Source organism: Salinarchaeum laminariae, assembly GCF_023204835.1.
GTDB classification, from domain to species: domain Archaea; phylum Halobacteriota; class Halobacteria; order Halobacteriales; family Salinarchaeaceae; genus Salinarchaeum; species Salinarchaeum laminariae.
Window position 1 is genome coordinate 1151710 of sequence record NZ_CP096270.1, and the last position, 24672, is coordinate 1176381.

The 24672-nt window shown below is 61.2% G+C and carries 15 protein-coding genes; 8 read left to right on the forward strand and 7 right to left on the reverse strand.

The features are described 5' to 3' along the window. Positions 1-88 precede the first annotated feature (88 nt). The 3 genes from MXF70_RS05265 to MXF70_RS05275 all read left to right on the forward strand — a co-directional run bounded on the left by MXF70_RS05265 (position 89) and on the right by MXF70_RS05275 (position 4007). A complete protein-coding gene (locus MXF70_RS05265) occupies positions 89-1507 on the forward strand; it encodes an alpha-L-fucosidase (protein WP_248517959.1) in 1419 nt (472 codons plus the stop codon). 179 nt (positions 1508-1686) lie between these two features. Next, positions 1687-2862: an enolase C-terminal domain-like protein gene (locus MXF70_RS05270; protein WP_248517960.1), complete on the forward strand. Its 1176-nt coding sequence runs from the start codon at positions 1687-1689 to the stop codon at positions 2860-2862. A gap of 47 nt (positions 2863-2909) precedes the next feature. Next, positions 2910-4007, forward strand: coding sequence for a Gfo/Idh/MocA family protein (locus tag MXF70_RS05275; protein WP_248517961.1), 1098 nt, complete (start codon positions 2910-2912; stop codon positions 4005-4007). Positions 4008-4025: 18 nt separating this feature from the next. On the opposite strand, the gene MXF70_RS05280 is transcribed toward MXF70_RS05275, so the two are convergent. From MXF70_RS05280 to MXF70_RS05300, 5 genes are all read right to left on the reverse strand, one after another. Then, on the reverse strand, positions 4026-4376 hold the full coding sequence (locus tag MXF70_RS05280) for an L-rhamnose mutarotase (RefSeq protein ID WP_248517962.1): 351 nt from the start codon (positions 4374-4376) through the stop codon (positions 4026-4028). A gap of 266 nt (positions 4377-4642) precedes the next feature. Next, positions 4643-5236: a thioredoxin family protein gene (locus MXF70_RS05285; RefSeq protein WP_248517963.1), complete on the reverse strand. Its 594-nt coding sequence runs from the start codon at positions 5234-5236 to the stop codon at positions 4643-4645. 233 nt (positions 5237-5469) lie between these two features. After that, a complete protein-coding gene (locus tag MXF70_RS05290; protein ID WP_248517964.1) occupies positions 5470-6330 on the reverse strand; it encodes an amidohydrolase family protein in 861 nt (286 codons plus the stop codon). A 46-nt stretch (positions 6331-6376) separates the two neighbouring features. Beyond that, the gene (locus MXF70_RS05295) at positions 6377-7189 is read right to left on the reverse strand and encodes an SDR family NAD(P)-dependent oxidoreductase (RefSeq protein ID WP_248517965.1); all 813 of its coding nucleotides are present in this window, start codon (positions 7187-7189) and stop codon (positions 6377-6379) included. A gap of 885 nt (positions 7190-8074) precedes the next feature. Then, the gene (locus tag MXF70_RS05300; RefSeq protein ID WP_248517966.1) at positions 8075-9454 is read right to left on the reverse strand and encodes a sulfatase family protein; all 1380 of its coding nucleotides are present in this window, start codon (positions 9452-9454) and stop codon (positions 8075-8077) included. Positions 9455-9745: 291 nt separating this feature from the next. On the opposite strand from MXF70_RS05300, the gene MXF70_RS05305 reads away from it, so the two are divergent. Further along, positions 9746-10993 carry an alpha-L-fucosidase gene (locus tag MXF70_RS05305; RefSeq protein ID WP_248517967.1) on the forward strand — a complete coding sequence of 416 codons (1248 nt, stop codon included), beginning with the start codon at positions 9746-9748 and terminating at the stop codon, positions 10991-10993. 590 nt (positions 10994-11583) lie between these two features. Further along, positions 11584-14904, forward strand: coding sequence for a hypothetical protein (locus MXF70_RS05310; RefSeq protein ID WP_248517968.1), 3321 nt, complete (start codon positions 11584-11586; stop codon positions 14902-14904). A gap of 541 nt (positions 14905-15445) precedes the next feature. Here MXF70_RS05310 and MXF70_RS05315 read toward each other — a convergent pair. Then, positions 15446-16438: an aldo/keto reductase gene (locus MXF70_RS05315; protein WP_248517969.1), complete on the reverse strand. Its 993-nt coding sequence runs from the start codon at positions 16436-16438 to the stop codon at positions 15446-15448. A 739-nt stretch (positions 16439-17177) separates the two neighbouring features. Here MXF70_RS05315 and MXF70_RS05320 point away from each other — a divergent pair. The 3 genes from MXF70_RS05320 (at position 17178) to MXF70_RS05330 (ending at position 22992) form a co-directional block, all read left to right on the forward strand. Next, positions 17178-19745 carry a hypothetical protein gene (locus tag MXF70_RS05320; protein ID WP_248517970.1) on the forward strand — a complete coding sequence of 856 codons (2568 nt, stop codon included), beginning with the start codon at positions 17178-17180 and terminating at the stop codon, positions 19743-19745. A 131-nt stretch (positions 19746-19876) separates the two neighbouring features. Then, the gene (locus MXF70_RS05325) at positions 19877-21685 is read left to right on the forward strand and encodes a DUF2264 domain-containing protein (RefSeq protein WP_248517971.1); all 1809 of its coding nucleotides are present in this window, start codon (positions 19877-19879) and stop codon (positions 21683-21685) included. An 83-nt stretch (positions 21686-21768) separates the two neighbouring features. Next, the gene (locus MXF70_RS05330) at positions 21769-22992 is read left to right on the forward strand and encodes a glycoside hydrolase family 88 protein (protein ID WP_248517972.1); all 1224 of its coding nucleotides are present in this window, start codon (positions 21769-21771) and stop codon (positions 22990-22992) included. 198 nt (positions 22993-23190) lie between these two features. Here the strand turns inward: MXF70_RS05330 and MXF70_RS05335 are convergent, their stop codons facing one another. Then, complete coding sequence (locus tag MXF70_RS05335; RefSeq protein WP_248517973.1) at positions 23191-24591, reverse strand: sulfatase family protein; 1401 nt, start codon at positions 24589-24591, stop codon at positions 23191-23193. Between the last annotated feature and the right edge of the window lie 81 nt (positions 24592-24672).

The window sequence follows — 24672 nt, forward strand, 5'->3', positions numbered from 1 at the left end:
AGTCCCCCGGCGGCGAACGGCGTCGCCCCTGCGCTACGGGCACGGCACCAAAGAAAATTATTTGAGTGCATAGAGACGTATTCGACTCATGTCGAGCTATCAGCCGACCTGGGAGTCCTTAGACGGTCACGAGACGCCGGAGTGGTTCCACGACGCGAAACTGGGCATCTTCATCCACTGGGGCGTCTATTCGGTCCCGGCCTGGGCACCGTCCGAGGCCGACATCGGCGAGGATGACGAGTCGCCGTACGCCGAGTGGTACCCCTACTACATGTACGAAGATGGCTCGCTGACACAGGAGTACCACCGCGACCACTACGGCGAGACCGTGGAGTACGCCGACTTCATCGACGAGTTCACTGCGGAAAACTGGGATCCCGACGAGTGGTCGGACCTGTTCGCAGATGTCGGAGCGAACTACGTCGTCTTGACCGGCGAACACCACGACGGATTCCCGCTCTGGGGGAGTCACTACACGAAACACAACGCGGTCGAACGCGGTCCGGAACGTGACCTCGTCGGGGACCTCTGTGAATCGGTGCGAGATCGGGACCTTCGCTTTGCGGCCTCGTATCACGCGAACCTCAACTACTACCAGCCCGGGTTCGAGGGGCAATTCGGCCATCCCGACTTCCACGGTGACAGAGCCGACGACGAGGATACGACGCCCGGTTCGGAGTACGTCGACTTCATGAACGCAAAACACCGGGAACTAATCCGCGAGTACGAACCGGACCTGCTCTGGTTCGACGTCCCGAAAGCCGAGGCCGACCACCTCGAGGCGAAGAGACTCGTCGCTGACTACTACAACACCGCCGAGGAGTGGGACCGGGAGGTCGCCGTCAACGACCGCGCGTCCACCGACGCAGTTGGGCCAACGCTCGACATCGAGGAAAACGACGACGGCGAGTTTCACGGCGACTTCGTCACGCCGGAGTACACCTCATTCGACGAAATCCGCGACGAGAAGTGGGAGGCTTGCCGGGGGATCGGCCACTCGTTCGGGTACAACGAGGCCGAAGACGAGGCCGACCACCTCACTGGCGAGGAACTCGTCCACTCGTTCGTCGACATCGTCTCCAAGAACGGGAACCTGCTCCTGAACGTCGGCCCGAAGCCCGACGGGACCATTCCCGAGGTCCAGCGTGACCGCCTTCGGGCGCTCGGCGGATGGCTCGACGCGAACGGCGCGGCGATCTTTGGCACCCGCCCCTGGGCCGTCGCCGAGGACGACGCCGCCGACGTCGAGGTCCGGTACACGCACCGCGACGACGACCTGTTCGCCGTTGCGCTCGCGTGGCCGGACGACGGACTGTCGCTTTCCGTTCCGGAACACGTCGACCTCTCAGCAGCCCCTGAGGCCACACTACTGACTACCGATGGAGAGGTGCCGGTCGACGCGACGCTGTCGAACGACGAACTCTCGCTCTCGATCCCCGAACGACCCGCCACCGACCACGCGTACGCCGTTCGGCTGTCCGACGTCGAAAACCCCCGTGCGGACTGACCCGACTGCTACCGCCGAGACGCAATCCCGTGCCAGGCTGCCGCGTCGTATCCGATCCGTGCGGCCACGGGACTCGCACGCCCGATTCACCGGACGTATCAACGAAAGAGGCATTCGGATGGTGCCGATCGGAAGGCTGACGACAGTATTTTATAACGGCGGATAAAAACGAATAGCATATGGCGCCGGAAATCACGCGTATCGAGAGTATCGAATTCTCCTATCTGGTCGAAGATCTCGGAACGGACCAGCACGGGTTCAACCTGGTGTACGCGCCGGGCGAGTCCGTTGAGCGCAAACTATTCGCGCTGCAGATCCACACGGATACGGGCATCACCGGCGAGTACGTCGGCGGCAACTCCCCGAGCGCAGCCCAGATCAACATGTTCGCCGACTACCTCATCGGGAAGAACCCTCTCGACCGGGAGCGCTGCTGGTCCGAGATCAAACGGGCACTACGCAAGTACGACCGGATGGGTATCGGGCCTATCGACATCGCGCTGTGGGACTTCGCCGGCAAGTACCACGACGCCGCCATCCACGAACTCCTGGGGACGTACCGCGAGCGTTTCCCAGCCTACGCGTCGACGTACCACGGCGACGAGAACGGTGGACTTGAAACGCCCGAGGACTTCGCGGAGTTCGCCGTAGAGTGCCAGGAGCTGGGCTATCCCGCGTTCAAGATCCACGGCTGGGGCGGTAGCGAAGGCTCCAGAGACCTCGAGCGAGAGATCGCGGCAGTCAACGCTGTCGGCGAGCGCGTCGGCGAGGAGATGGACCTGATGCACGACCCCGCCTGCGAACTCGAGACGTTTGGTGACGCGCTCAAACTCGGGCGCGCACTCGACGAACAGGACTTTTTCTGGTACGAGGATCCGTATCGCGACGGCGGTGTCTCCCAGCACGCACACCGCAAACTCCGCCAGAAACTCTCCACGCCGCTCCTCCAGTCCGAGCACGTCCGCGGACTGGAATCGTTCACGGACTTCGTCGACGCCGAATCCACCGACTTCGTGCGCGCCGATCCCGAGTACGACGGCGGCATCACTGGCGCGATGAAACGCGTCCGCGTCGCAGAAGGCCACGGCCTGGACGTCGAGTTCCACGCACCCGGGCCCGCCCAACGCCACTGCATCGCCGCGACGCGTAACACCAACTACTACGAGATGGCGCTGGTCCATCCGGATGCGCCGAACACGACGCCGCCGATCTACGCCGGCGATTACGACGACCAGCTCGACAGCATCGACGCCGACGGCCACGTCGCCGTCCCCGACGGCCCGGGTCTTGGCGTCGAATACGATTGGGACTACATTCAGGACAACGCCACCGGTAGCGTCCACGTCTACGAGTAATTGACACGAACAACCCAGCAAAAGCGAACCCACCACGACATACTACAATGAGCTACAAAGCAGGGATCATCGGAACTGGAGGTATCGCCGGCATGGGCATCTTCGGGATGCACGATGAGGAGAAGATCGGCCGCGAGAAGATACGGGCCAGCCACGCCGGTGGCTACGAGGCAACAGAGGACATCGAACTGGTCGCCGTGGCCGATGTCGACGAAGAAAAGTTAGAGCAGTTCGGGAGCGCCTGGGAGATCCCCGAGGACAGACGGTACGTCGGTCACGAGGCAATGCTCGAAGCGGAGAACCTCGACGTCGTTTCCGTGTGTACGCCGTCGTTTCTCCATCATGACCACGTCGTCGACGCTGCACAGTCGGCCGCGGCGCCCGACGTGATCTGGTGTGAGAAACCGATCGCCTCGCAGGTGAGCACTGCCGAGGAAATGGTCGAGGTCTGTGACCAGACCGGAACCGAACTGTTGGTCAACCACTCGTTCCGGTTTACAGACAAACTTCAGAAGCTCCAGCGACTCGTCGACGAGGAGGACCTCATCGGTGACGTGCGGTCCGTGTCGACCCAGTTCCGGATGGAACTGCTGCGCAACTCTACGCACCTGCTCGACACGCTCGTGTATCTGCTCGACGCTCGCGCCGAATACATCGCGGGTCACATCACGGGCGAAAACGAAGTCGTCGACGGACTTGACGCCGACGAGACGGTCGACGATGCCGGCGGCGGCGGATTCGTCGTCATGGACGACGAGACGTTCGTCACCATCGACTGTACGATCCCTCGAGACATCTCCTCGATGACGTTCAATATCGTCGGGACTGAGGGGAAACTGTACCTCAACAACGACGACGGCGAGTGGCGCTACTGGGCGCTCGAGGACGGCGAACACGTCGAGCGCCCACTCCCCGGTATCGAGGGGGCGTGGACCTGGGAGGACGACTACAAGAACGCCTTCGCGAACGCCGCCGACCACGTCGAGGCGCTCCTCGACGGGGCGGTAGAGAACCACTCGACCGGGCGAGAGGCGATCCGGTCGCTCGAGATTATCGCCGGTCTGTACGTCTCTCACTACACCACCGGACAGGTGTCGGTCCCGCTCGATCGTCCCCTGCGGGACGTCTGCATCACCTCCTGGTGACTCGGCGCAGGAGCGGACTCACTCGCACTCGTCGCCGAGCGACCAGATTCGCTCCATGACGGGCATTTCCATCTCGTCGGGGTCGACGCCGGACTGCTTAAACTCCCCGACGCGCTCCTCCCATTTCTGGTTGTCAGGGTCGCTCCCGTAGACGTCTTCGAACGCTTCCAGGTCCTCGACCTCCATGATACCGATGGCGATGTCCCCGTCGACGTAGAGTTCGTACTCCGCGACGCCGCCGTCCTCCATCGCTTCGACGACGGAGTCAGGAACGTCGTCGTGGGCCGCGACGTAGTCGTCGACAGCGTCGGACTTCAGGCGTTGTACCGTAACGATCCGTTCCAGGTCGTCCGATTTGTCCGCGGACATGTCTGAAGTTTCCCCGCTGTGGCGCATAAGTGTTGGCGTGCGGCCGGGATCGCGGATGGTTAGTTAGCGTTCACACTGGGGCATACCTGGACACTGCGGCGGTAGAAAGCACTCGAACGCTTGCCTCCCGCGACTCGCCGGCGACCAAGAGAGCGAGTTCTCTCTCGACCCGGCCGAAAGCGAGGATTCCGCCGACCTCCCGGAAGCGAAGCTCCCGATCAGTCACGAGAGATCTCTGATCTTTCGAACGACGCCATTCGGCCACTTCAGACCAGTTCGTGCGTCGCTTTCCACTTCGTGGAACAGCCCATCGGGGAGACAGTATCTGTGGGATAGTCCTCGTTGGACTGGATGGCATCGAGAGCACCTCGAACGTATCGTTCAGTCACGTTCTCTCCCTCTCGATCGTCGTCAATAGCCCCTTCGTAGACCAGCTCGCGATTCTCGTCGAAGACAAACGTGTGGGGTGTACATTGTGCGCCATAGGCCTTTGCGACCGCCTGGGACTCGTCTCTCAGATAGGGGAAATTGAACTCCTCGATCTCCGACCGAGCGTTCATATGCTCGATGGAATCCGTCGGATAGTACTCGTTGTCGCCAGCGTGTTCCTCGATGGTATTGTTCGAGTTGATCGCAACGACATCCGCGTCGTCGTATTCTGCTTGAATGGCCTTGATTCGGTCTTGATAGGCTTGGGCGGTCGGGCAGTGGTTACACGTGAACACGACGACCAGGGCAGCGGCGTCGAAGTTCTCGAGGGTGTACGTTTCGAAATCGAGCGTTGCGAAGCCCTCGCCAGTTACACCGGGGAGTTCGAACTCGGGGGCGCCTTCGCCTGGGGCTATCGGATCTACCTGCATAGTACGCAAATCGGCAGTTGCTCACATATACGTTGGGGAACCGTCTATCTACGAGATCCCGGTACGCAACGGTCGTCTGTGGGACTCGTTCCGGCGCAAGCCACCGATAACACGCGTGTCGTGGGCGTACCGTCATCGGGGCGAGTTCCGACGAACGACGAGGTGGCCGCGTGCATTCGAGGATACTGCACTGGTGAGCGCTGCCCCTTCTGATAACTGTCACGACGGCCACGTCACCCGTGGAGAGAATCGAAGGTCCGGTGGGAGAGATACGCGACGTCGCGCGCCGAGACGAACTCGGTCGTTTCGAGCCAGGAAAGACACTCCTCGTAGCTGCCCCAGTTGTCCATCCAGGGATAGTCCGAACCGAGCATCAGTCGCTCCGGGCCGAACCACTCGAGGAGCCGCCGCACGTACCCATGCAGGTCCGAGTACGGCCACGGTTCGTCGGACGATCGGGGCAGCGAACTCAGCTTGACGTAGGTGTTTTCACGGCCGGCGACGCGCTCGAAGTCGGTCCAGGGCGACTCGTCGGGTGCAGTCCCCTCGTCAGGCCAGCCCATGTGGTCGACGACGATCGGAACGGTGGGATGTCGCTCGGCCAGGTCGGCGACCAGCGACAGCTGTCGTGCCTTCGGAAAGACGAACATCGCGGCGTCCTGGCGGCCGAGTTCGTCCCACACGGGGTCGAGCGCTGGGTCGGCGATCCAGTCCGCGTCCGGATCCAGATCTGTCGGGATTTCGGCATAGGAGAACGGTGCGTGCATTCGGACGCCGAGCATCCGGTCGTGACCGACCGCCCGCTGGACGGTTGCCCGTACGTCGTCGGCGTAAAAGTCAACGAGCCCGACACCGTACAGCCGGTTGTGGTGGGCTTCGATTGAACGCATCGTGTATTCGTTGGCGCGGCGCCCACGACCGTACAGCGGCGTCGTTACGATGACGCTCTCGTCGATGCCGAGCGCATCCATATCGGCGACGAGGTCGGTGTGGGTGTAGGATCCCTCCCACTCGGGAGGAAGCATCTCTGCCTGCCAAGGCAGTTCGTCCGTGTCTTCACCCCAGACGTGAGTATGCGTGTCGACGAATCGCATACACAATTTTCACCACCGACCGGGAAATACGTTCTGTACGACGAGTTTACCCGCCCTGGAGGTTTCCGCCACCGCTGACGCGGAGGATCGTCCCGACGACGTACGAAGCTGCATCACTGGCGAGATATAGGACTGCGTTGCCGATATCGTCCGGCCGACCGAGCCGTCCGATGGGGCGTTGTTCCCCCATCTCGTCGAGCACGTCGTCGGCGGTGCGGTCAGGGTCACCATCGGCCACCTGTTCGGCCTCGTAACGGAGCTGATAGCTCCGCGCGGCGTCGGTCGATATCGCGTTCACCCGGATCCCCTCGAGTGCGTAGTCGTACGCCATCCGCCAGGTGAGACCGTTGACCGCAGTGTTCGAGAGCCCGTAGAGCCCTCGCGGACCGCTCCGTCGGTCGCCTGTCTGACTCGTCATGTTGATGACGTTACCCTGGATGTCGTTTGCGAGCATGTGTTCGGCAACGAGTTTGGAGAGGTAAAACTGCGATCGGACGTTGACGTTGACTGCTGCCTCCCACTCGTCAAGCGACGCCTCTAACAGCGACTCCTCCCTCGGCCACACGGCGGCGTTGTTGACCAGTAGATCGACCTGGTCGAACGCATCGACCGCCGTCTCGACGATTTTCTCAACGGCGTCAAGATCGCTGATGTCTCCCGGTGCAGCGACGAACGTCCCGTCGTACTCGGCGTCGAGCTCCGCGACCGTCTCCTTGACGTCGGCCGGCGTCCGGGCGTTTATCGCTACGTCTGCCCCCGCCGCTGCGAGCGATTCAGCGATCCCGCGACCGATTCCTTTCGTCGATCCGGTCACGATCGCAGACTCGCCGCTGTAATCGAACGCTGCTCTTCCTACCATACCTAAGGATCACCTGCCGGGTATTTTAGTGTGTTGTACGGCTTCCAGACCCACCGCACCGCGACCGGACTCTGAGCAATCGACGTGTGTGGACACTGGTTTCACCGAACCGGATGGCCCCGTGCATGGGCACTGTTACATTGAGAGGCTAAAGCGATGGAAGGTCTTCTACAACGTATCGAGGCTCGATCTGACTTCCCTCGCAAGAACTGATCTGAGCTGCGATCGCAATTACTCCGAGCGAACTATCGCCGAGACGTTGCTCCGGATTCTCACAATGCATCTTGGATGATATCACGAGCCTTAGAACGGCAGCCGAGCCAGCGCTCGGCGCTGGTTGACTGTCTCAAGGGCCTCCTACAGTCACGTCCGCGGGCAGCGAGCACTCGACAGCGAACCGTCGATCAAACACGCCAACTCAGTGAATGCACTTCACAGGTCTCGTTATCAGGGCCTCCATTCATTAGACCTGAATCTCTTCGCAGATGAAGTGCGATATTACAGTTATTCTGAGGGGGGACACCAATCCGTTACAAAAGTAGATATGTAATGGAAAGTGGTTGAGTGAGCGTTTCCTCCTCATCGAGGACAGATATACTGGAGCGGATGCCACTGTTAATCGAGGCTGAGAGCGCTGGGGAAGTCATTACGGATTCCACAACGACTCGTCGATCGAACGACGTAAGTCAGTGGATCCAGTGTACAGTGTCTCGCTATCGGTACTGAGCACCCTCGTTAGGTGTGCGCGACAATCGAACCCGAGCACCGAGCTATGGTACGCTGGAATCACCGATCTCACCAGTGGCTTGACCGGACATTTCACTCGGATCGACCCCAGCACCGGTGGCCCGGTGGGGCGGCGTGAGCAGGGTCTCCGCTCGAAGACTACTCCCGGGCCATTGGATCGCCCATCTCCGTTTGTGCTCGGGCGAGTCGTTTGCGTAGCGTTGCAAGTTCGGATTCGTACTCATCGTCGTCCGACAGATCCATGGTCTCGTCCGGATCGACCTCGAGGTCGAACAACTGCGTGTGTCGGTCACCGTCGACGTAGTACTCGATGAGTTTGAATCGATCGCCACGAACTGCCCGTTGGACGTTCTCGTAGGCGAGGAACACGGCATCTCGCGGGCTATATCCGGGGTCGTCGAACGCTGGGACGACACTCTCCCCCTCGACCGCATCGGGCGTTTCAAGCCCCGCAATATCACAGAGCGTCGGGAACAGGTCGTAATGACAGGTCAACGTATCGCAGCGCTCACTGTCAGGAACGCCTGGTCCCGCCAGGAGGAGCGGGACGCGGACGCTGTGGTCGTAGAGGTTCTGTTTGCCCATGAGGCCGTGTCGACCGACCGCGAGGCCGTGATCTGCGGTGAATGCAACGATCGTGTTGTCGCGCTCGCCCATCTCTTCGAGTGCGTCGAGCACGCGGCCGATCTGAGCGTCGAGGTGCGTGATCATCGCGTAGTAGTCCGCGATGTGCCGACGCACGTTCTCGGGGTCCCGTGGGTGGTCCTCCAGATTCTCGTCCCTGCCGCACCACCCGATGTCGAAGGGGTGCTCCGGCTGGAAGCTTTCGGGGAGAGGGATCTCGTCGTGGTCGTACATCGAGAGGTACTCGCCGGGGCAGGTCCGCGGGTCGTGGGGTGCCGTCGTCGCCATGTACGCGAAGAAGGGCCGCTCGTCGGCCGAATCTGCGTGATCGTCGAGGAAGTCGATAGTCGCGCCGGCGAACAGTTCACTCGAATGGGTCCCAGAAGCGTACCTGTCGTACTGATGTCGACCGGGCCAGACCGACCCGGTCCCGGAGAACCCACGAGTCGGTCGCGGCTCGGGATACTCCCCCATGGCGTGGCGATCCGAAACCGGGAGGTTCCAGTGGTTGCCCATCCCGCCGAAGTAAATGTCCGCCCCTTCGTCGAATGAACGGTTGAACGCCTGACGGCCGTTATGCCACTTTCCGGTGCCGAACGTTCGGTAGCCTGCATCTCCAAACGTCTCGGGGAGCGTTGGGTGCTCCGTCGTCATTCCACCCGGCCCCTCGAGCTGGTACAGGGAGTGGCCGCTCATGATCATAGACCTGGCAGGAACACAGACTGCCTCCTGATCGGCGCCGACGTTGTAGTGGTGGGTGAACGCGGTCCCATCGCGAACGAGTGAATCAAAGTTGGGCGTCTCGACGTGGTCATTTCCGAGCGCGCTTATCGTGTCGAAGCGCTGATCGTCCGCGACGACCAGCAAGACGTTCGGCCGTGACGCTCCGCTCATCGTACCACAGTAGGGAATGTATCGATAGATACTCGTTTTGTCACTATTCGCTGTGTACTACTCCGACGATTACTGAAAACTGGTCTGCTCGCGGTGTCCCTGGCCACTGCCTGGTGCGGGTTGGCCAGATGCTCGAAGACAGACTGTGTTTCTGCCATAGTTGGCGGCCTCACTACGTATACAAAAAGGGACCGTTCTGGCTGGTGTTCGTCCCCAACATTGGTGGTCTCGTCGCGAGCGTTGCTTGCTGCGACCCGAAAATTCAAGCGACAGGATCAGTTTCTCCTGTCTATGACGAGACCAGAACCGTCTCCTCGAGTCGCAGCGTTCGAACAGCAAGCGTACGGTATGTTTCTCCACTGGGGGGTCTACTCTCAACTTGGTCGGGGTGAGTGGGTACTCCACCAGGACGACGATATTACCCACGACGAGTACGAAGAACTCACCGAGACGTTCACCGCCGAAGCGTTCGACGGTCGCGAGATCGCTCGCGTTGCCGACGAGGCGGGGATGAACTACGCGGTCCTCACTGCACGCCACCACGACGGATTCTCGTTGTACGACACCCAGGGACTCACCGACTACGACGCGCCCAACTCTGCGGCGGATCGCGACCTCGTCCGAGATTTCGTGGAGGGCTGTCGCGCCGAGGGGATTTCGCCGCTTCTCTATCATACGACGCTCGATTGGCACCATGATACGCTCGAGTGTTCGACCGAAGAGTTCGACGAGTATGTCGACTTTCTCCACGATTCTCTGGAGGTCGTGCTCACCGAGTACGACATCGATGGACTCTGGTTCGACGGAGACTGGTCGCGCGACGACGTGGACTGGCGCCTCGACGAACGCTACTCGCTCATCAGGGAGCACCAGCCCGATGCGCTCATCATCAACAACACCGGAATCGGCAACGAGGGCGAAGTGAGCCACCCAGAGATCGACTGCGTCACCTTCGAACAGAGCGAGCCCGACCCGATGGATCGCGACGGAATGGACAAGTACGTCGCCGCTGAAATGTGTCAGACAATGAATAACCACTGGGGGAACGGCGAGTGTGATTTCAACTACAAATCGCCGGCCGATATCATTGAGACGCTCGCAACCTGCCGGGGGCGCGGGGCAAACTACCTGCTCAACGTCGGCCCAACCGCCGAGGGCTCGATACCAGAGTACGAAACTGCCGCGCTCAAGCGAGCGGGCGAGTGGGTTGCAATGCACGGGGACGTGCTCTATGAGGGACAGCCGATCGACTGCGAAACGCCCGGCCGCGACGCCGTCCTCGAAACCGACGACGATCTGTATTACCTCGCATTCGACCTCTCCGTGTCTGGTAATGAAGACGTCACAGTCAGCGGCGGCGGGACCGGTCCACGGGCGGTCAAGGGTCTCGGACGCGACGTCGGGGGCGGGCGGTGGCTCGACTCCGGCGAGGAGTTGCAGGTGTGCTCGAGCGAGGACGGTGAGATAACGACCATCGACTGCACGGGCTACCCCTACGGGACGGACACCGTCGTAAGGATCGCCGAACTCGACGCGTAAGCCAGGATGTCCGGGAGGAGAGCCACTCGGTCGAACGGCGCCCACGAAACGTTGCGGGCCGTCGAGGTGGTGAGTGGTTCACTTCCTCCGTTCGCCGGCATCTCCCTGACGAATTTTCGCGGTTCGACCGGACTGTTTTTCGGAGTTGGACGGGTGCTTCGAGTCGGTCCATGCATCCCCGTCGACGGCGTGCGGTCCCTCGTGCGTGCGAAGGAACTCCGCGAGCTCGGTTTCAGCCATCGCGAGTTCTGTGCTTTCCTCGCTCTCGCCTCTCCCGCCGTCTCGATGGAGACGACGTATCTCGATGGAACGCCGTTCGATCCCATCGCGGTGGAACGGTGGAACACGACTGGTCGTGAACGTGCGACAATCGATTCGCGACAATGGAACGAAACCAGACGTCACGTTCGAGAAGACTCACAAATCTCTGCTTAGATCTACGTTATCTACCCTCTAGATACGCAGGATTTAGTTTTCTATATAGGATTTCTTCGGAATATTCTGAACGTCCAGTAGCTATTTATACCTTGGCCATGGTGATTGGTTACATGCCACTAGATGGCATTATACCGAACCTGAGTCGTCGGACAGTGATTGCAACTGGTGCTGCGTCGATCGGATCGCTCGTCGGTACCGGATCGACGTACGGCCAAGAGGCTACCGTGTCCGAGGTTGACGGACGAGGTAATCCACAGTCCTCGCCAGGCGACGACGAAACGAAGTTCCTCGACGCGGTCTATTTCGGTGACGAGGACTCCGAGGGGGACCGCGTTAGTGCCACTGACGCCCCGGCCGTCGAGGGCGCACTCGAGACCTCCGCCCGAGCCGTCGCGGGAGATGGGGGTACAATCGAAGTGTCCCTCCAGTGTGATCCAACCGAGGAAACGCTGTTTACGGTGCGGATGTGGGGCGGAGATCCGTCGGCTACCAAGCTGCGATTCGCAGTCGACGGCGAATCGATCAGTACCCAAGCTAGCGTAGACAGCCCGGAGCTGCCCGGGCGGTTCTTCTATGAGACGGTCCTGATCCCCACCGATCACACGGAGGGACAGGAACGGGTGACTGTCACGATCACGGCTGACAGCGACGATGCCAGCCACGCCTACTCGGCATACACCCACGTAGAGAACTTCTACGCGCCGCCACGTGCGGAGGTCCAGGGGTCGCCACTCGAACGGCCAGAGCCGTCCGAACCCAACTTCGATCGGATGTCCTCGAACCTCCTCGAAGCGTTCGACGAGGGTGTCGATCGACAGAAAGATCGACAGAACTACGACGACCCGACCAACAGGGCGTACGGGCTCGCATCGGTCGGCTCCCGAGGTTGGCCAAAGGCGGCCGGCAATTTCGTTCGCGCCTACCAACTCGAAGAATCTCGACACTACGGTGACGAGGAACTCGTCGACCGGGCACTCGCCGTCTTCGACGGCCACTGCCGGTATCAGGGCTATCGCGGCACGCTCGAAATCTTCTGGGGTATCACTCCCTGGCTCGGCGGTCCTGACCGATCGGGGATTGGTGGCGGCCTCCCCGGGTTCATGGCGACGAATCTGGCACGCTCGTTCGCCGAGCTACAGCCGATCCTCGAAGAGCGCCCGGAACTTCTCGACGAGGAAATCGACAACAATGCCGACGGTGAGAAGAGCGTTACGCGGCGAGAGGCTTACACGCAGTTCTGGCGGGACTATCTCTGGGAGAACATGCTACCGCGGTTCGGGATCGCCCAGAAAGTGTTCAACCAGATTATCGTCAACGGGGTGAGCATGGTGCGGGCCAACGAGATTCTGAAGTTCCTCTCACCCGAGGACGCAGCCCCGGACGATCTCATTCTCAAACAGATGCGGGCAAAGGCGGGCATCTTACCGATAGACGACGACGTCGTCGATTTCTCCCTCGAGTTACAGACCCGGAACGCCGGTGAGTACGGGCAAGCCCCGGGCACTATCGAAGATGGACGATACTACGAGAGTCAACACTGGCACTGGTCGGCCAGCAGGCACTACAACTCCATTACACCGGATGGAATCAGTATGGAGTTCGGGTACGATCCGGGGTACGGGTACGCTGCCTTCCACCATTTCGAGGCGGCAACTGAGTTCCTCGACGACCCGCAGATCAACGACCAGTTCCGCACCTTCATGGATGGGTTCCAACACGTGCTCTATCCCACGCTGTCCCAGAACGGGGAGCGCTGGGGGAAGGTAGCCGCTATCGGGAGCCGCAACCCCGGGAACCCCTGGAAAGGGATCGGAGTCCAGGGTGTGGGGAATCCGATTTTGGCCTACGTCCTGGCTGCGGTGGACATGGACCACGAACCGTCGAAACGAGTCGTACGCGAGCACTTCCGGTACCACGACGACTTCGAAGGAGGATTCGAGTCCCCGAGTCCAGCCCATCTGTACCGGTTGCTGACGAAGTTGCCCGATCTTGAGGACTGGTGGGAGCAGACGGAACCGACGGATTACCGCCTCCCGACGGAACGCGAGGGTGCTGCTGCGTGGGTCGACGAGATGGCGGGCCTGAGCATGATCGACGACGAAGAGGGTACTCACTACCTCTTTGGATGGGCGACGACGAAGGGAGAGGGCGAGTGGGCCAATCAACCCACCTACCACCGGATCACGGACGAGTATCGTGCGTTCGGTGACGCGAAGACCGACTTCTGTCCCGGTTCCCACGTTGGCTCCACCACGGTCGGCCCCTACGAAGTCGCGGTGAACGCCAGTAACCACCGCGACGTTCGGGTAGAAGGCGGTCCCCGCGTTCACGTTCCCGGGATCGATTCGCCGGGCAAGGGTAACGGTTCGTCCGGGAACGGACATCCTGGCAAGGGCAATGGCCCGTCCGGAAACGGTCCACCAGGCAGGGGTAACGGGTCGTCTGGAAAGGGCAACGGTCCTCTGCTCGATCTGGTCAGCGGCGAGGGCAAGATGGCTTCGAACGACCAGATCCTCGATGCGGGAGACTCGCTGGTTCTCGACCGTCGACAGCACGCCAGTCCGACGAATCCCGGCCCGCAGCCGAAACTGCAGCGGTCGTCGGTCGATTCGGCTACACGGCGCAAGCACTGGTCGTGGCGAATCCGCGGAAACGATGATGGTGCGGAGGTCCACAGTCTGCCACTCGACGAAAGTGACGAGACTGCCCAGGTGGCTACCTACTACGAGGACGCAGCCACCCTGGGAACGGGCCAGCACTCGAATCAGGTTCCGACGTTCTACCGGCCGGACGAAGTTGGCGACCGTAACCCGGTGACCGTCAGCACCGAGGACGACGAGGAACTCGCAGTGGAGACCATCGACGGGTGCGTGAACCGACTGGTCGTCGAAACGCCCGATTCGGGAGCGCGTGAAATCGAGGCGACGGCGATCTTGCCGACGTTCGATTCCTACGACGCCTGGGATGTCGATACTCCAGGCTTTTCGGGTGCAACCGTGCGAACGGACGATGCACTCGAGGTGAGCGTCGACGAAGAACAAGAAGTGACACACGACGAACCGGTCACGTTCGCACTTCCGCTGAACGCGCCGGTGGAGCGGATCGTGTTCACCCACGAATCAAACTGGGATACGACGTCCGACCTCCGCATGGTGTTGGAGACGAGCGAGGGAGAGGTCCTGTGGGAGGGAACCAGACCAGAGGACGTCGTCTCGCCCGAGGGGTGGGACTACACCGCCCCGACTGACGAGATGGTGAACCTCGAAGAAGAACACGTAGAAGACGAACTGTACTTCCGTGTAGTGAACACAGCCCCGGAGGAGTCGGGCGAAGACACCTGGTATCGATCGATGACGGCCGGCGGAAAGGCGAATGAGGCCGGTCCGACCTCCGTCGATTCGGACTGGTTCCGACGAATCCTCGACGTCCGGATCGAATACGCGGACGGCACTGCACGGTACCCCAACTCCTGAGGTAGCCCGATCGGGAGATTCGAGGAGGGTCTCATCTTTCTCCCCGTCGTTCTCTCTCAAGATTGCACGTGGGTCGCTTTCGACCGCACCGTCGTCGTCTGATTGGTTCCCGCTGACACACCGACTGCGCTGCTTCGGACGGATCTGCCTGTGCTGCCGGGCAAAAATTCCTCCATAACGTAGATCGGGCCTATCGCTGAGCAACAGGGCGCTTTCGTGCGCGTCGGCAGGCGGATTCGGTGACAGTATTTCTCGATTCGTCCCGCGCCCATCAGTACACCTGGACCAGTTGTTCTTCGTCGCGTTCCACACGGAACGTCGTCGGCGGGGAGCCACAATGCCGTCGCGGCGTCGACGCTCTCACTCACTCTCTCGCTGTGCTGGATAGTAATTCCGCAGTTCTGTGGATGGCACGGCCCGGTAGCAACGGGACCGGACCATCGTACTCAGTGCCCTCGGCGATGTGAGCGTCGATCGTGGTACGACGTCGAAGCAGAAGAAGGCCAACTCGACCCGACCACCGACGAGGGAGTCGAAACGTTCAGTTGTATCGCGAATCGGACTGCCACGGGTCGGGGTTCGGCCCGAGCGCATCCTTCAGGTCGTTGGTCGCGTCGTCGAGATCGGCCAACAGGTCATCGGAGAGTGAGACCTCTGCCGCTTCGGCGTTCGCTCGCACGTGTTCGGGGGAGCTCGCGCCCGCGAGAACTGACGTCACGCCGGACTTGTGGAGCGGCCACGCAAGGGCCACTTCCACCATGTCGCGGTCGTACTCCTCACAGATGTCTCGAATTCGCTCGACGGTCTCGAACGTTTCCGCCTCAGCACCGTCCTCGCCGTGCCGGGCTTCTGGTCGGTCTCCGGAGAAGTGTCGCGTTCGCATCCGGCCCGTCGGATACTCCTCGGCGCTCTCGTACTCGCCTGTGAGCAGACCCTGCGCTAGCGGACTGTAGGCTACGAGGTCCACGTCGTTTTCGCGGGAAGCGTCGGCTACCTCGTGCTCGATTGCGCGCCACAAGAGGTTGTACGGCACCTGATTCGCCTCTACGCGCCCTGCTTCGAGTGTCGCCTCCATATCAGCGGGGCCGGTGTTCGAGACGGCAGGCACGCGAATGCTCCCCTCTTCCTGTAGCTCTCGCACCGCACGCATCGACTCCGAAACCGGAATCTCCGGGTTCTGGTAGTGGAGATAGTAGACGTCGATGTAGTCGGTGCCGAGCCTGTCGAGGCTGGCCTCGAAGGCGGCTTTCAGGTCGTCGTACGCGAGGTTGTCGACCCAGACCTTGCTCGCGATCACTACGTCGTCTCGATCCATGCCGTCGAGGGCTTCCCCGAGTACTTCCTCGGAGTAACCGTCGCCGTACGCCTCCGCCGTGTCGAAGAAGTTCACGCCCGCATCGTAGGCGGTGTGAATTGTCTCGATAGCGTCGTCCTCGTCGGTTTTCTCCCAGTCCGACCCACCACTGATGTTCCAGAGGCCGAGGCCGACGCGACTCACTTCGACGTCAGTGTTGCCGAGTGTCTCGTACTGCATCGAATATCGATAATCAGGTGTCGCGGATTAACGTTCTGGTTGGATGGGAGAGCGGTTCTTGGCTGTCGATTGTACGCATCGATCGCGAAGCCAGTCCGGGGGAATCGTTTCGCCACAATGGAGGTCCATCGCCCGTCGGCGTCGTCCGTGGGGGCAGCGGGAGACCGCCGCTCCGAGCACTGCCAGTTGCAGACGGCGAGCGCACTGGAAGCGGTGACGAGCGACGAAGCGTCGAATTCGATGATCCAGCGGGCCAAATCGGGCTGTGGGAATCGAACTCGCCGTAATCGTTCCCGTCAAGATGCGTTCGTACACGTAGAACTCTCTGCTCTACGTTTCTCAAACCCCGGACAATGAGCCAGCCACGACCGACTACTCATCAACTCACAGAAATAAATTATAAATACGATAGCTTTCACATGGGAACTGCATGTCTGATAGTAACAGCCATGGTGATTGGTATCGGCGAACAGTGCTCGGAACGATTTCCGCAGCCGCCGTCCCAGCCGCGTTTTCCGGTGGAGTCGGAGCTGATGGACGTGAGAACCGCCCTGCTCCTGCGCCACAGAAACCACCGCAGGGAGGGACGAATGCGCTCGACGAACTCGACTTCGGCAACCCTGGATCGGAGTCGAACCACGCGTTCGACGCGGGAACGAGCGAAAGTATACAGGGTGACAGCGGGCGGTCAGCACGACGGTTGCTGCCTCTCGACGCCCCGGACAACCAGCTGGGAGCGATGTCGTTCACCGTCGAGTGCGACCCGGAATACCGGACGTACATCACGCTGAAGTTCGAGTCGAATCCTGAGAACGCCAAACGTCTGTTCCTCCTCGACGGAACGGACATGATCGGCTACATGCACCAGGGTGTGGGATGGCCCTCACTCGACATGAACATGAATACCTCGATGGGTGCAGTCTCGACACACGGGGACTTCTGGTATGCAACCCATCGCTTGCCGGGCTATCTCACCGAGGATTCCGAAGAAGTCGACCTTCGAATCGTTAGCTGGGACGGTGAACAGCCCAGCCAGGGCATCTACCGTGCCTACACCCACACCGATCCACATCTCCACCTCCCAGCGAACGACAAAGGCGGCGAGGAGTTCGAACTCGGGCCCATCCGGGACCCGCCCGCCGAGAACCAGATCGATCCCGTCGTGGCGAAAATCGACGAACTCGTTCAATCGGGCCAACAGAACAGCCAGATTTCGCCACGAGGCGCGCTCGGTCTGGCGATGGCTGTTCAGCGGGACTGGATCGACGTCGTCGACGAGGACGCAGTCTTCGAGACCGTGCGGGCGACAGTAGACGACTGGGCGATACGTCAGGCAGAGAGTTCCCCACAGGATGTCGTCCATCGTGGCTGGGAAGAGCACGGTCGGTTCGCCAGAGCGGTCACGCTTCTCTGGGATCTTTTCAAGGAGCGTGACGCCTTCTCCCAGACGCTGGAAGGACATCCCGATGGCGAGATCACGCGAGAGGATGCCTACGTCCAGTTCTTCGGCGAAGGCCTCGACTGGCGCTCCACGGGCCGTCGCGACCTCACGAACCAGTTCATGTTCGTGACGATATGCCTCGTGCGCACGAACTCAGTGCTGGAGAAGTTCGGGTCCGATCGTGCACGCTCCCGGGAGACGATCGACCGGTGGATCGACGAAGGGATCGGTCTGTCGGGGGTGAGTCTCAACGACGACGAAGACAAACCCTATTCGTGGTACCAGACCGGAAGTTACCACGTCTTCAGCGAGAAGGGCTTGTCCAAGGAACCCGACCACGTTGCCCACTACGGCGAACTCGGGTTCAGTCTTCTCGCAAAGCTGTATCACGAAACCGGTCTCGAACGCGTACGTGAGCGAGCGGTTAAAGCGTCACAGGCCCGGGCTGCGGTTCGCTTGATGGTAAACGACGCCGAGACAGGCAATCGATGGGCTGCAACCGATGGGGTGATCAGCATCCGGAACTCCCAGCATCCCGGGATGTCCAGTCATCTCCGCGGGTACGGATTCAAGCCGCTATTCCACGCACACCTGCTCGGAGACCCGACTTCCGTTCGGTTCGGAAAGTTGGCGATGGAGCACAACGTTGCGGGTCTCATAGAACAGTGGTGGCTCAACGTGTGGGGCGTCGGATCGCTCGAGCGCTGGATCCACCGGGTCGATGGGTATCAGACGATCCAGGAACTGGACGATCCTTCGTACCAGACGCCGATGCATCGCGATCGGTTCGCGTGGGCTGACGAGGATATCGGCGTCGTCAGCATCACCGACGGATCGGAGCGAATGCTTATGAATCTCGGATTCGGCGCCGCCTCCAATCTCCACGACAAGGGAGTGAACGAACTGGCTCGCATCCATCATCACAACTCCGAGGTGGATCGTATCCTGAATATCGATCTCACGCGGACGGAATTCCCCTCGACCGGCGGAACGTGGTCGCGGCCGAACAAGTTACAGTTCGCCGGTGAGTTCCTCGGCGTCGGTATGGGTGAGGAGGCTCGCACTCGCCGTCTCCCGGGCGATGGAACTGTCGAAATCGAACAGGCGATGGCCGGGGCGACACTTCCCCAGGCGGCCAGCCCGGACGGCGATCCATGGCCACTCGCCGAGGACGACGACCAGTTCGATCCCGATAGCTTCGGCCGACCGCAGCCAGATCCTCGGGTCGCGATGGGAATCCACTATCGCGAATGCCGCTACGGCGAGTACCTGATTGGAATGAACAGTTCGGGAGCGCCTGAACGTGGGTTCGGTCAGGGAAGCACGTACGAACTCGAGCTACCGGACGGTGCCTCGGCAGCCACCGATCTGATGACTGGCGAGCGAGTTCAGGGCGAATCTGTTGCCGTTTCGCCACGATCTACCAGAATTCTCAAACTGGAGTTCGAGGCGGAAGAAGCGAGCGTATCGGGGCTCTCGGAGAGCAGTACGCACCCCTCCTTCCAGATCGAATCAGCGGATCCTCTGGAGCTCACTGGATTTTCGATCGAGACGCTGGGGGATCTGGAGTCGGTCACGGAGACGGAGCGACCCTACACCGACCGGACGCACAACTTCTTCGTCTACCAGGCGGGGATCGCCTACGAGTCCGAGGAGCCAATCCAACTCGACGGGACGACCTACGAGTTCGACTCGACGGGTTCGATTACCGACTCGCGCGTCCAGCTCGAACGCTTCACGTGGGACTCCGGAATTTCACTGGAGAGCGTCGTCGAATCCCGTGAACAGGCCGATCTCGTCGTCACGTTCGTGCTCGCCGACGGCACCGAACTACCCGTGTTCTTCGACGCCAGCAGCGGGGCGTAAGCTCCGGGCACCGAGATCGACTCGTCCCGGGCTTTTTTCGACGGTACTCGCTGGGCGGCTCGGTTCGAACGTTTCAACGAGGCCCGAATCGCAACAATAGCTATAAGTGCCAGATCGGAATTACGTGTTGTGTGACTCCATTAGCAAACAACCCTCTCGAGGACCGGGCGGACTTTCAAAACGCTGTTCGGGAACTCTACGAGCCCCTGGCTGCTCACCGAAGTTCCGGAGGCGCTCGCGTCAAACCTGGTCCCGGTGGAGCGCTGTTTCCGACTGCCGACGCTGGACTCGAAGGATTCGCACGGCCGCTCTGGGGACTCGTCCCGCTTGCAGAAGGTGACGGCTCGTTCGCCGATTGGGCTGCGTTTCGAGAGGGGTTGACCAACGGAACCGATCCCGATCATCCAGAGTACTGGGGTCCTGTGAGCCGATACAGTCAGAAAGCGGTCGAAATGGCTCCGATCGCGTACGGGCTCTCGGTGATCCCAGAGCTTCTCTGGGAACCACTCTCGAGTGCGACGCAGGAGCGAGTCGCGGAGTGGCTTTATGGAATCAACGACATTGAACTACCGGACAGCAACTGGCTGTTTTTCAGGGTGTTGACGAACGTCGGGCTGCGATCTATCGGAGCGGACCACGACCCCAAACGGCTCGAAGCAGATCTGGATCGGCTCGCCTCGTTCTATCGAGGAAACGGCTGGTACGCCGACGGCGAGCACTTCGATTACTACGGCCCGTGGGCAATTCACCTGTACGGACTCCTCTACGACGTGCTGACTGACGAGGACGACCGTTCTCGCCAGTTCAGGACTCGAGCGGACGACTTTGCGGCGGAGTTTCGTCGATGGTTTGGGGCCGACGGGAGCGCAGTCCCGTATGGTCGCAGCCTCACGTACCGGTTCGCACAGGGTGGATTTTGGGGAGCGCTGGCCTACGCGGATCTCGAGGCGCTTCCCTGGGGAGAGATCCGTGGACTCTGGCAGCGGAATCTCCAGTGGTGGGCCGAACAACCGATCTTCACCGACGGGGGCGTGTTATCGGTCGGATATCGATATCCGACGAACAAGACGATGGAGGACTACAACTCGCCGAGCTCGCCGTACTGGGCATTCAAATACTTCCTCCCCCTCGCGCTGCCAGCGTCACACCCGTTCTGGCGAACTGATCCTGCCCCGCTCACGGCCGAACAGGGCGCCGTACACCACCATTCAGCAGGCCTCACGACGTGTCACACCGAGGACTCGGGGCACGTCGTCCTGCTTTCGTCTGGGCAATACATGGGAGAGACAAGTGGATTCCCGGACAAGTACAGCAAGTTCGCGTACTCGAACCGATACGGATTCGCCGTCGCCGATTCGCCGACCTCGTTACAGTCACAGGCTCCCGACAGTACACTCCTTCTCTCTGCGGATGGTACCCACTATCGTCGTCGAACCTCGGTCGAACAGCGACGAACGACCGACGGGACGCTCGCCTCGCGCTGGCGTCCGTGGGACTCCGTGACCGTCGATACGTGGCTCGTTCCAAGCGGATCCTGGCACGTACGCGTACACCAGCTAGAAACACAGCGCGAACTGGAAAGTGTCGAAGGCGGATTCCCGTTCCCACGCTCGGATGCAGTTCGCCAAACAGATGCTGGTATCGCCAGGATCGACGACGGTGACGACGAAACCGTGCTAGTGGACGCGAGTGGTGACCGGGAGGGCGACGAGATCGATACGATGCCCAATACCAACGTACTGCACCCCCGGACTGAGGTCCCACTGCTTCGGTCCTCCCACGATCCCGGTACCCACGTGCTCGCGACGGCCGCGTACGCAGGGGAACGTGGCGCCCTCGAAACACGACCGTCCGTGGAGGTACGCGAGGAGACCTTCCGGGTGTGCACTGCCGATGGTACAGTCGCATACGAGGGGAGCTTCGAAGAGCCTTCGCCGTAACTCCGAGGCGGCTCCCGGCGTGGCGACAGTGCGATCCCATCCAAAGAGGAAACTACTATGTTGCACCACAGCAGTTCAAACCTATGGACCTAGACAGCCGCGAGACTATCTTCGATCTCACAGAGACGACGTTCGAGCCGGACGAATTCGACGATGGCCGCTCGTTCGCGCTCGACCGGGTTTCGGACAATCTCGATTCGTTCCACGACCAGTTCCCCTCCGCCGACACTGGGGCGGACCTGACCTACGATGCCTGGCCTGCCGAAGACTGGACGCCGTCGTTCTGGACGGGGCTGTGCTGGCTCGCCTACGACATCACCGGAGACGACGTGTACCGTGACGTCGCGTCCGGGCATCTCGATCAGTACGAATCCCGCATCACCGGTGAACTGGAAGTCGACGACGATTCCTTCGCTGGCAATACACAGGGCGTCCTCACGCACGATCTTGGATTTCTGTACTCACTCTCTGCCGTTGCCCAGTACAGGCGTACCGGTGACGAGCGCGCTCGACAGATCGCTCTCCGGGCAGCCGACTACCTGGCCGATCGCTATCACGATACTGCGGGGATCATTCAGGCGTGGGGCGATCACACTGATCCGGCCGACGAGCACTACGGCGAGACGATCGTCGACTGCATGCTGAACCTCCCACTGCTGTTCTGGGCGAGCGAAGAGACCGGGTACGACCGCTATGCAGCGATTGCGACGAACCACGCGGAACAGACTGCTGCACATCTCGTTCGAGATGATGGGTCAGTGCATCACGCGTTCGAGTTCGATGTCGAGACTGGCGAACCAGTCGGGCACCGACCGAACCACGGTGCAGAGTACGGTGACGACTCGTGCTGGGCGCGGGGACAGGCGTGGGCGATCTACGGGTTCGCACTCGCGTACCGCTACACAGGAAACGCGGACTTCCTGGACACTGCTCGCCACGCTACCGCGTACTACGTCGACAACCTGGCAACCGATTTCGTTCCCCGCTGGGATTTCGACGCGCCCGAGACCCACATGCGTGACACCTCTGCTGGGGCCATCGCCGCGTGCGGCCTCACGGAGCTCGCATCACACCTGCCAGTCGCCGATCCCGAGCGCCACGAGTGTGAGCAACTCGCGCTCGCAACGCTCGCGTCCCTCGGCGACAACTACGCAACCGACGGGGAGGATTCGAACGCGCTCCTGACCGAGAGTTGGTACGCGTCGTCGGACGAGGTCGACCAGCACGAGAACGCCACTATCTGGGGCGACTACTTCTACCTGGAGGGACTGGCGCGAGCAACGACTGATTGGGAGCCGTACTGGTAATTCGCCACCAGCTACCCGCCACGTTTCTGCACGGAAACAACAGTAGACGGTCCGAGGCACATATCGAGGAGAGGATCGTTCCGGATCATACAACCCCTACTCGATGCGGATGTACTCGGGATCGAACGGTGTGATCACTCACTGAGTCTATCGGGTCTCGTTCGCAGGGCTACGCTGTTCCGTGTCGTGACGAGAGGGTTACGTGCAGGTACTCCTCTCTTCAGCGTCGATCGATGCTCGCCAGTTGCGTACCCACGTCTCCAGTTCGTCGACCCGTTCCGGCTGCTCGTCCGCTAGATTTTCCGTCTCGTATGGATCCTCGGCGAGGTCGTACAACTGGAACGTGGCGTCTGCGTGAGGCCGGATTAGTTTGTGGTCGTCGTCGATCACAGCGATATCGCCCCCATCGCCAGTGAGGTTTCGGTCTCGAAACCCAATTGGCGACGACCTGCCGTCGCGCTCTCCGCGGAGCAACGGGAGGAGCGACTCACCGTCGAGTGGCTCTGGGCCAGACACGTTACTCCCGACCGCGTCGAGGATCGTCGGGTAGAAATCCGTGGTGACACACGGAGCATCCACGACACCGGGATCGACGCCCTCGGGCCAGACGAGTGTTCCCGGGACGCGCACACCGCCCTCGTAGAGCGTCCCCTTCCGTCCGCGGAGTCGCCCCGTCTCGCCGCGCTGGCGCATCCCACTATCCCAACCGGGACCGCCCCCTTCGGCCGCCGGCCCGTTGTCGGAACAGAACCAGAGCATCGTTTCTTCGGCGATGCCGAGATCGTAGAGCTCGTCGCGAAGCCGGCCGATCTGGGCGTCGATTGCCGAGATCGTTCCGTAGTAATGCTGCTCGTCGACCGACCGGTGAGCGTATCGTTCGCGGTCTTCCTCGCCGGCGACCACCGGAGCGTGTGGCGAGTGGAACCAGACGACTGCGAAGAAGGGTTCGTTCTCGCGGGCGGCCTCGCGAACGAACGGCACAGCGCGGTCCACGATGACTCGGGAGTCGTCGCCGCCAAGGTTCTCTGTAGCGATTTCTCCCGGCCCGGTCCAGTAGTGACTGCCGTACGCATCGCCGACAGTAGTCTCGTCTCCATCCTCGGCGTCGGAGATAGCTGGAACCCGCATCGGATCGTACGTTGGAACCGCCGCCTCTGTCGAGAAGCAGGTATCGAATCCGCGATCCCAGGGCGGGGCGTAATGGTCGGTGCCCCGTGGACCGCCGCGGTTGCTCTCCTGGACGACGGTCGTCAACGTACCGAGGTGCCACTTGCCGAAGTGCCCCGTCCGGTAGCCCGCCTCGGAGAGCGTCTCGGCAAGGTTGCGTTCCGCCGCGGGGAGGTGACCAACGTTCGCGTACTCGATTCCGTACCGGTATGGATGCCGGCCTGTGAGACAGCTCCCGCGAGTCGGCGAACAAACCGGTGATGCTGCGTAGAACCGGTCGAATCGAACGCCATCGTCAGCCATCGCGTCCATGTTCGGCGTCTGAAGCTGCGGATGATCGTTGTACCCAGTGTCGCCCCAGCCTTGATCGTCGGTCATGCAGAGGATTACGTTCGGCTGGTCGGCACCGGCGCCTCGGCCAATCGGTGGCACGCGAGGTTACTCGACAAGTTCACTAATAAATATTTCGCCGGCAATATCCAAGCGGTACCTCGTTACTGTAACACCCCGTCG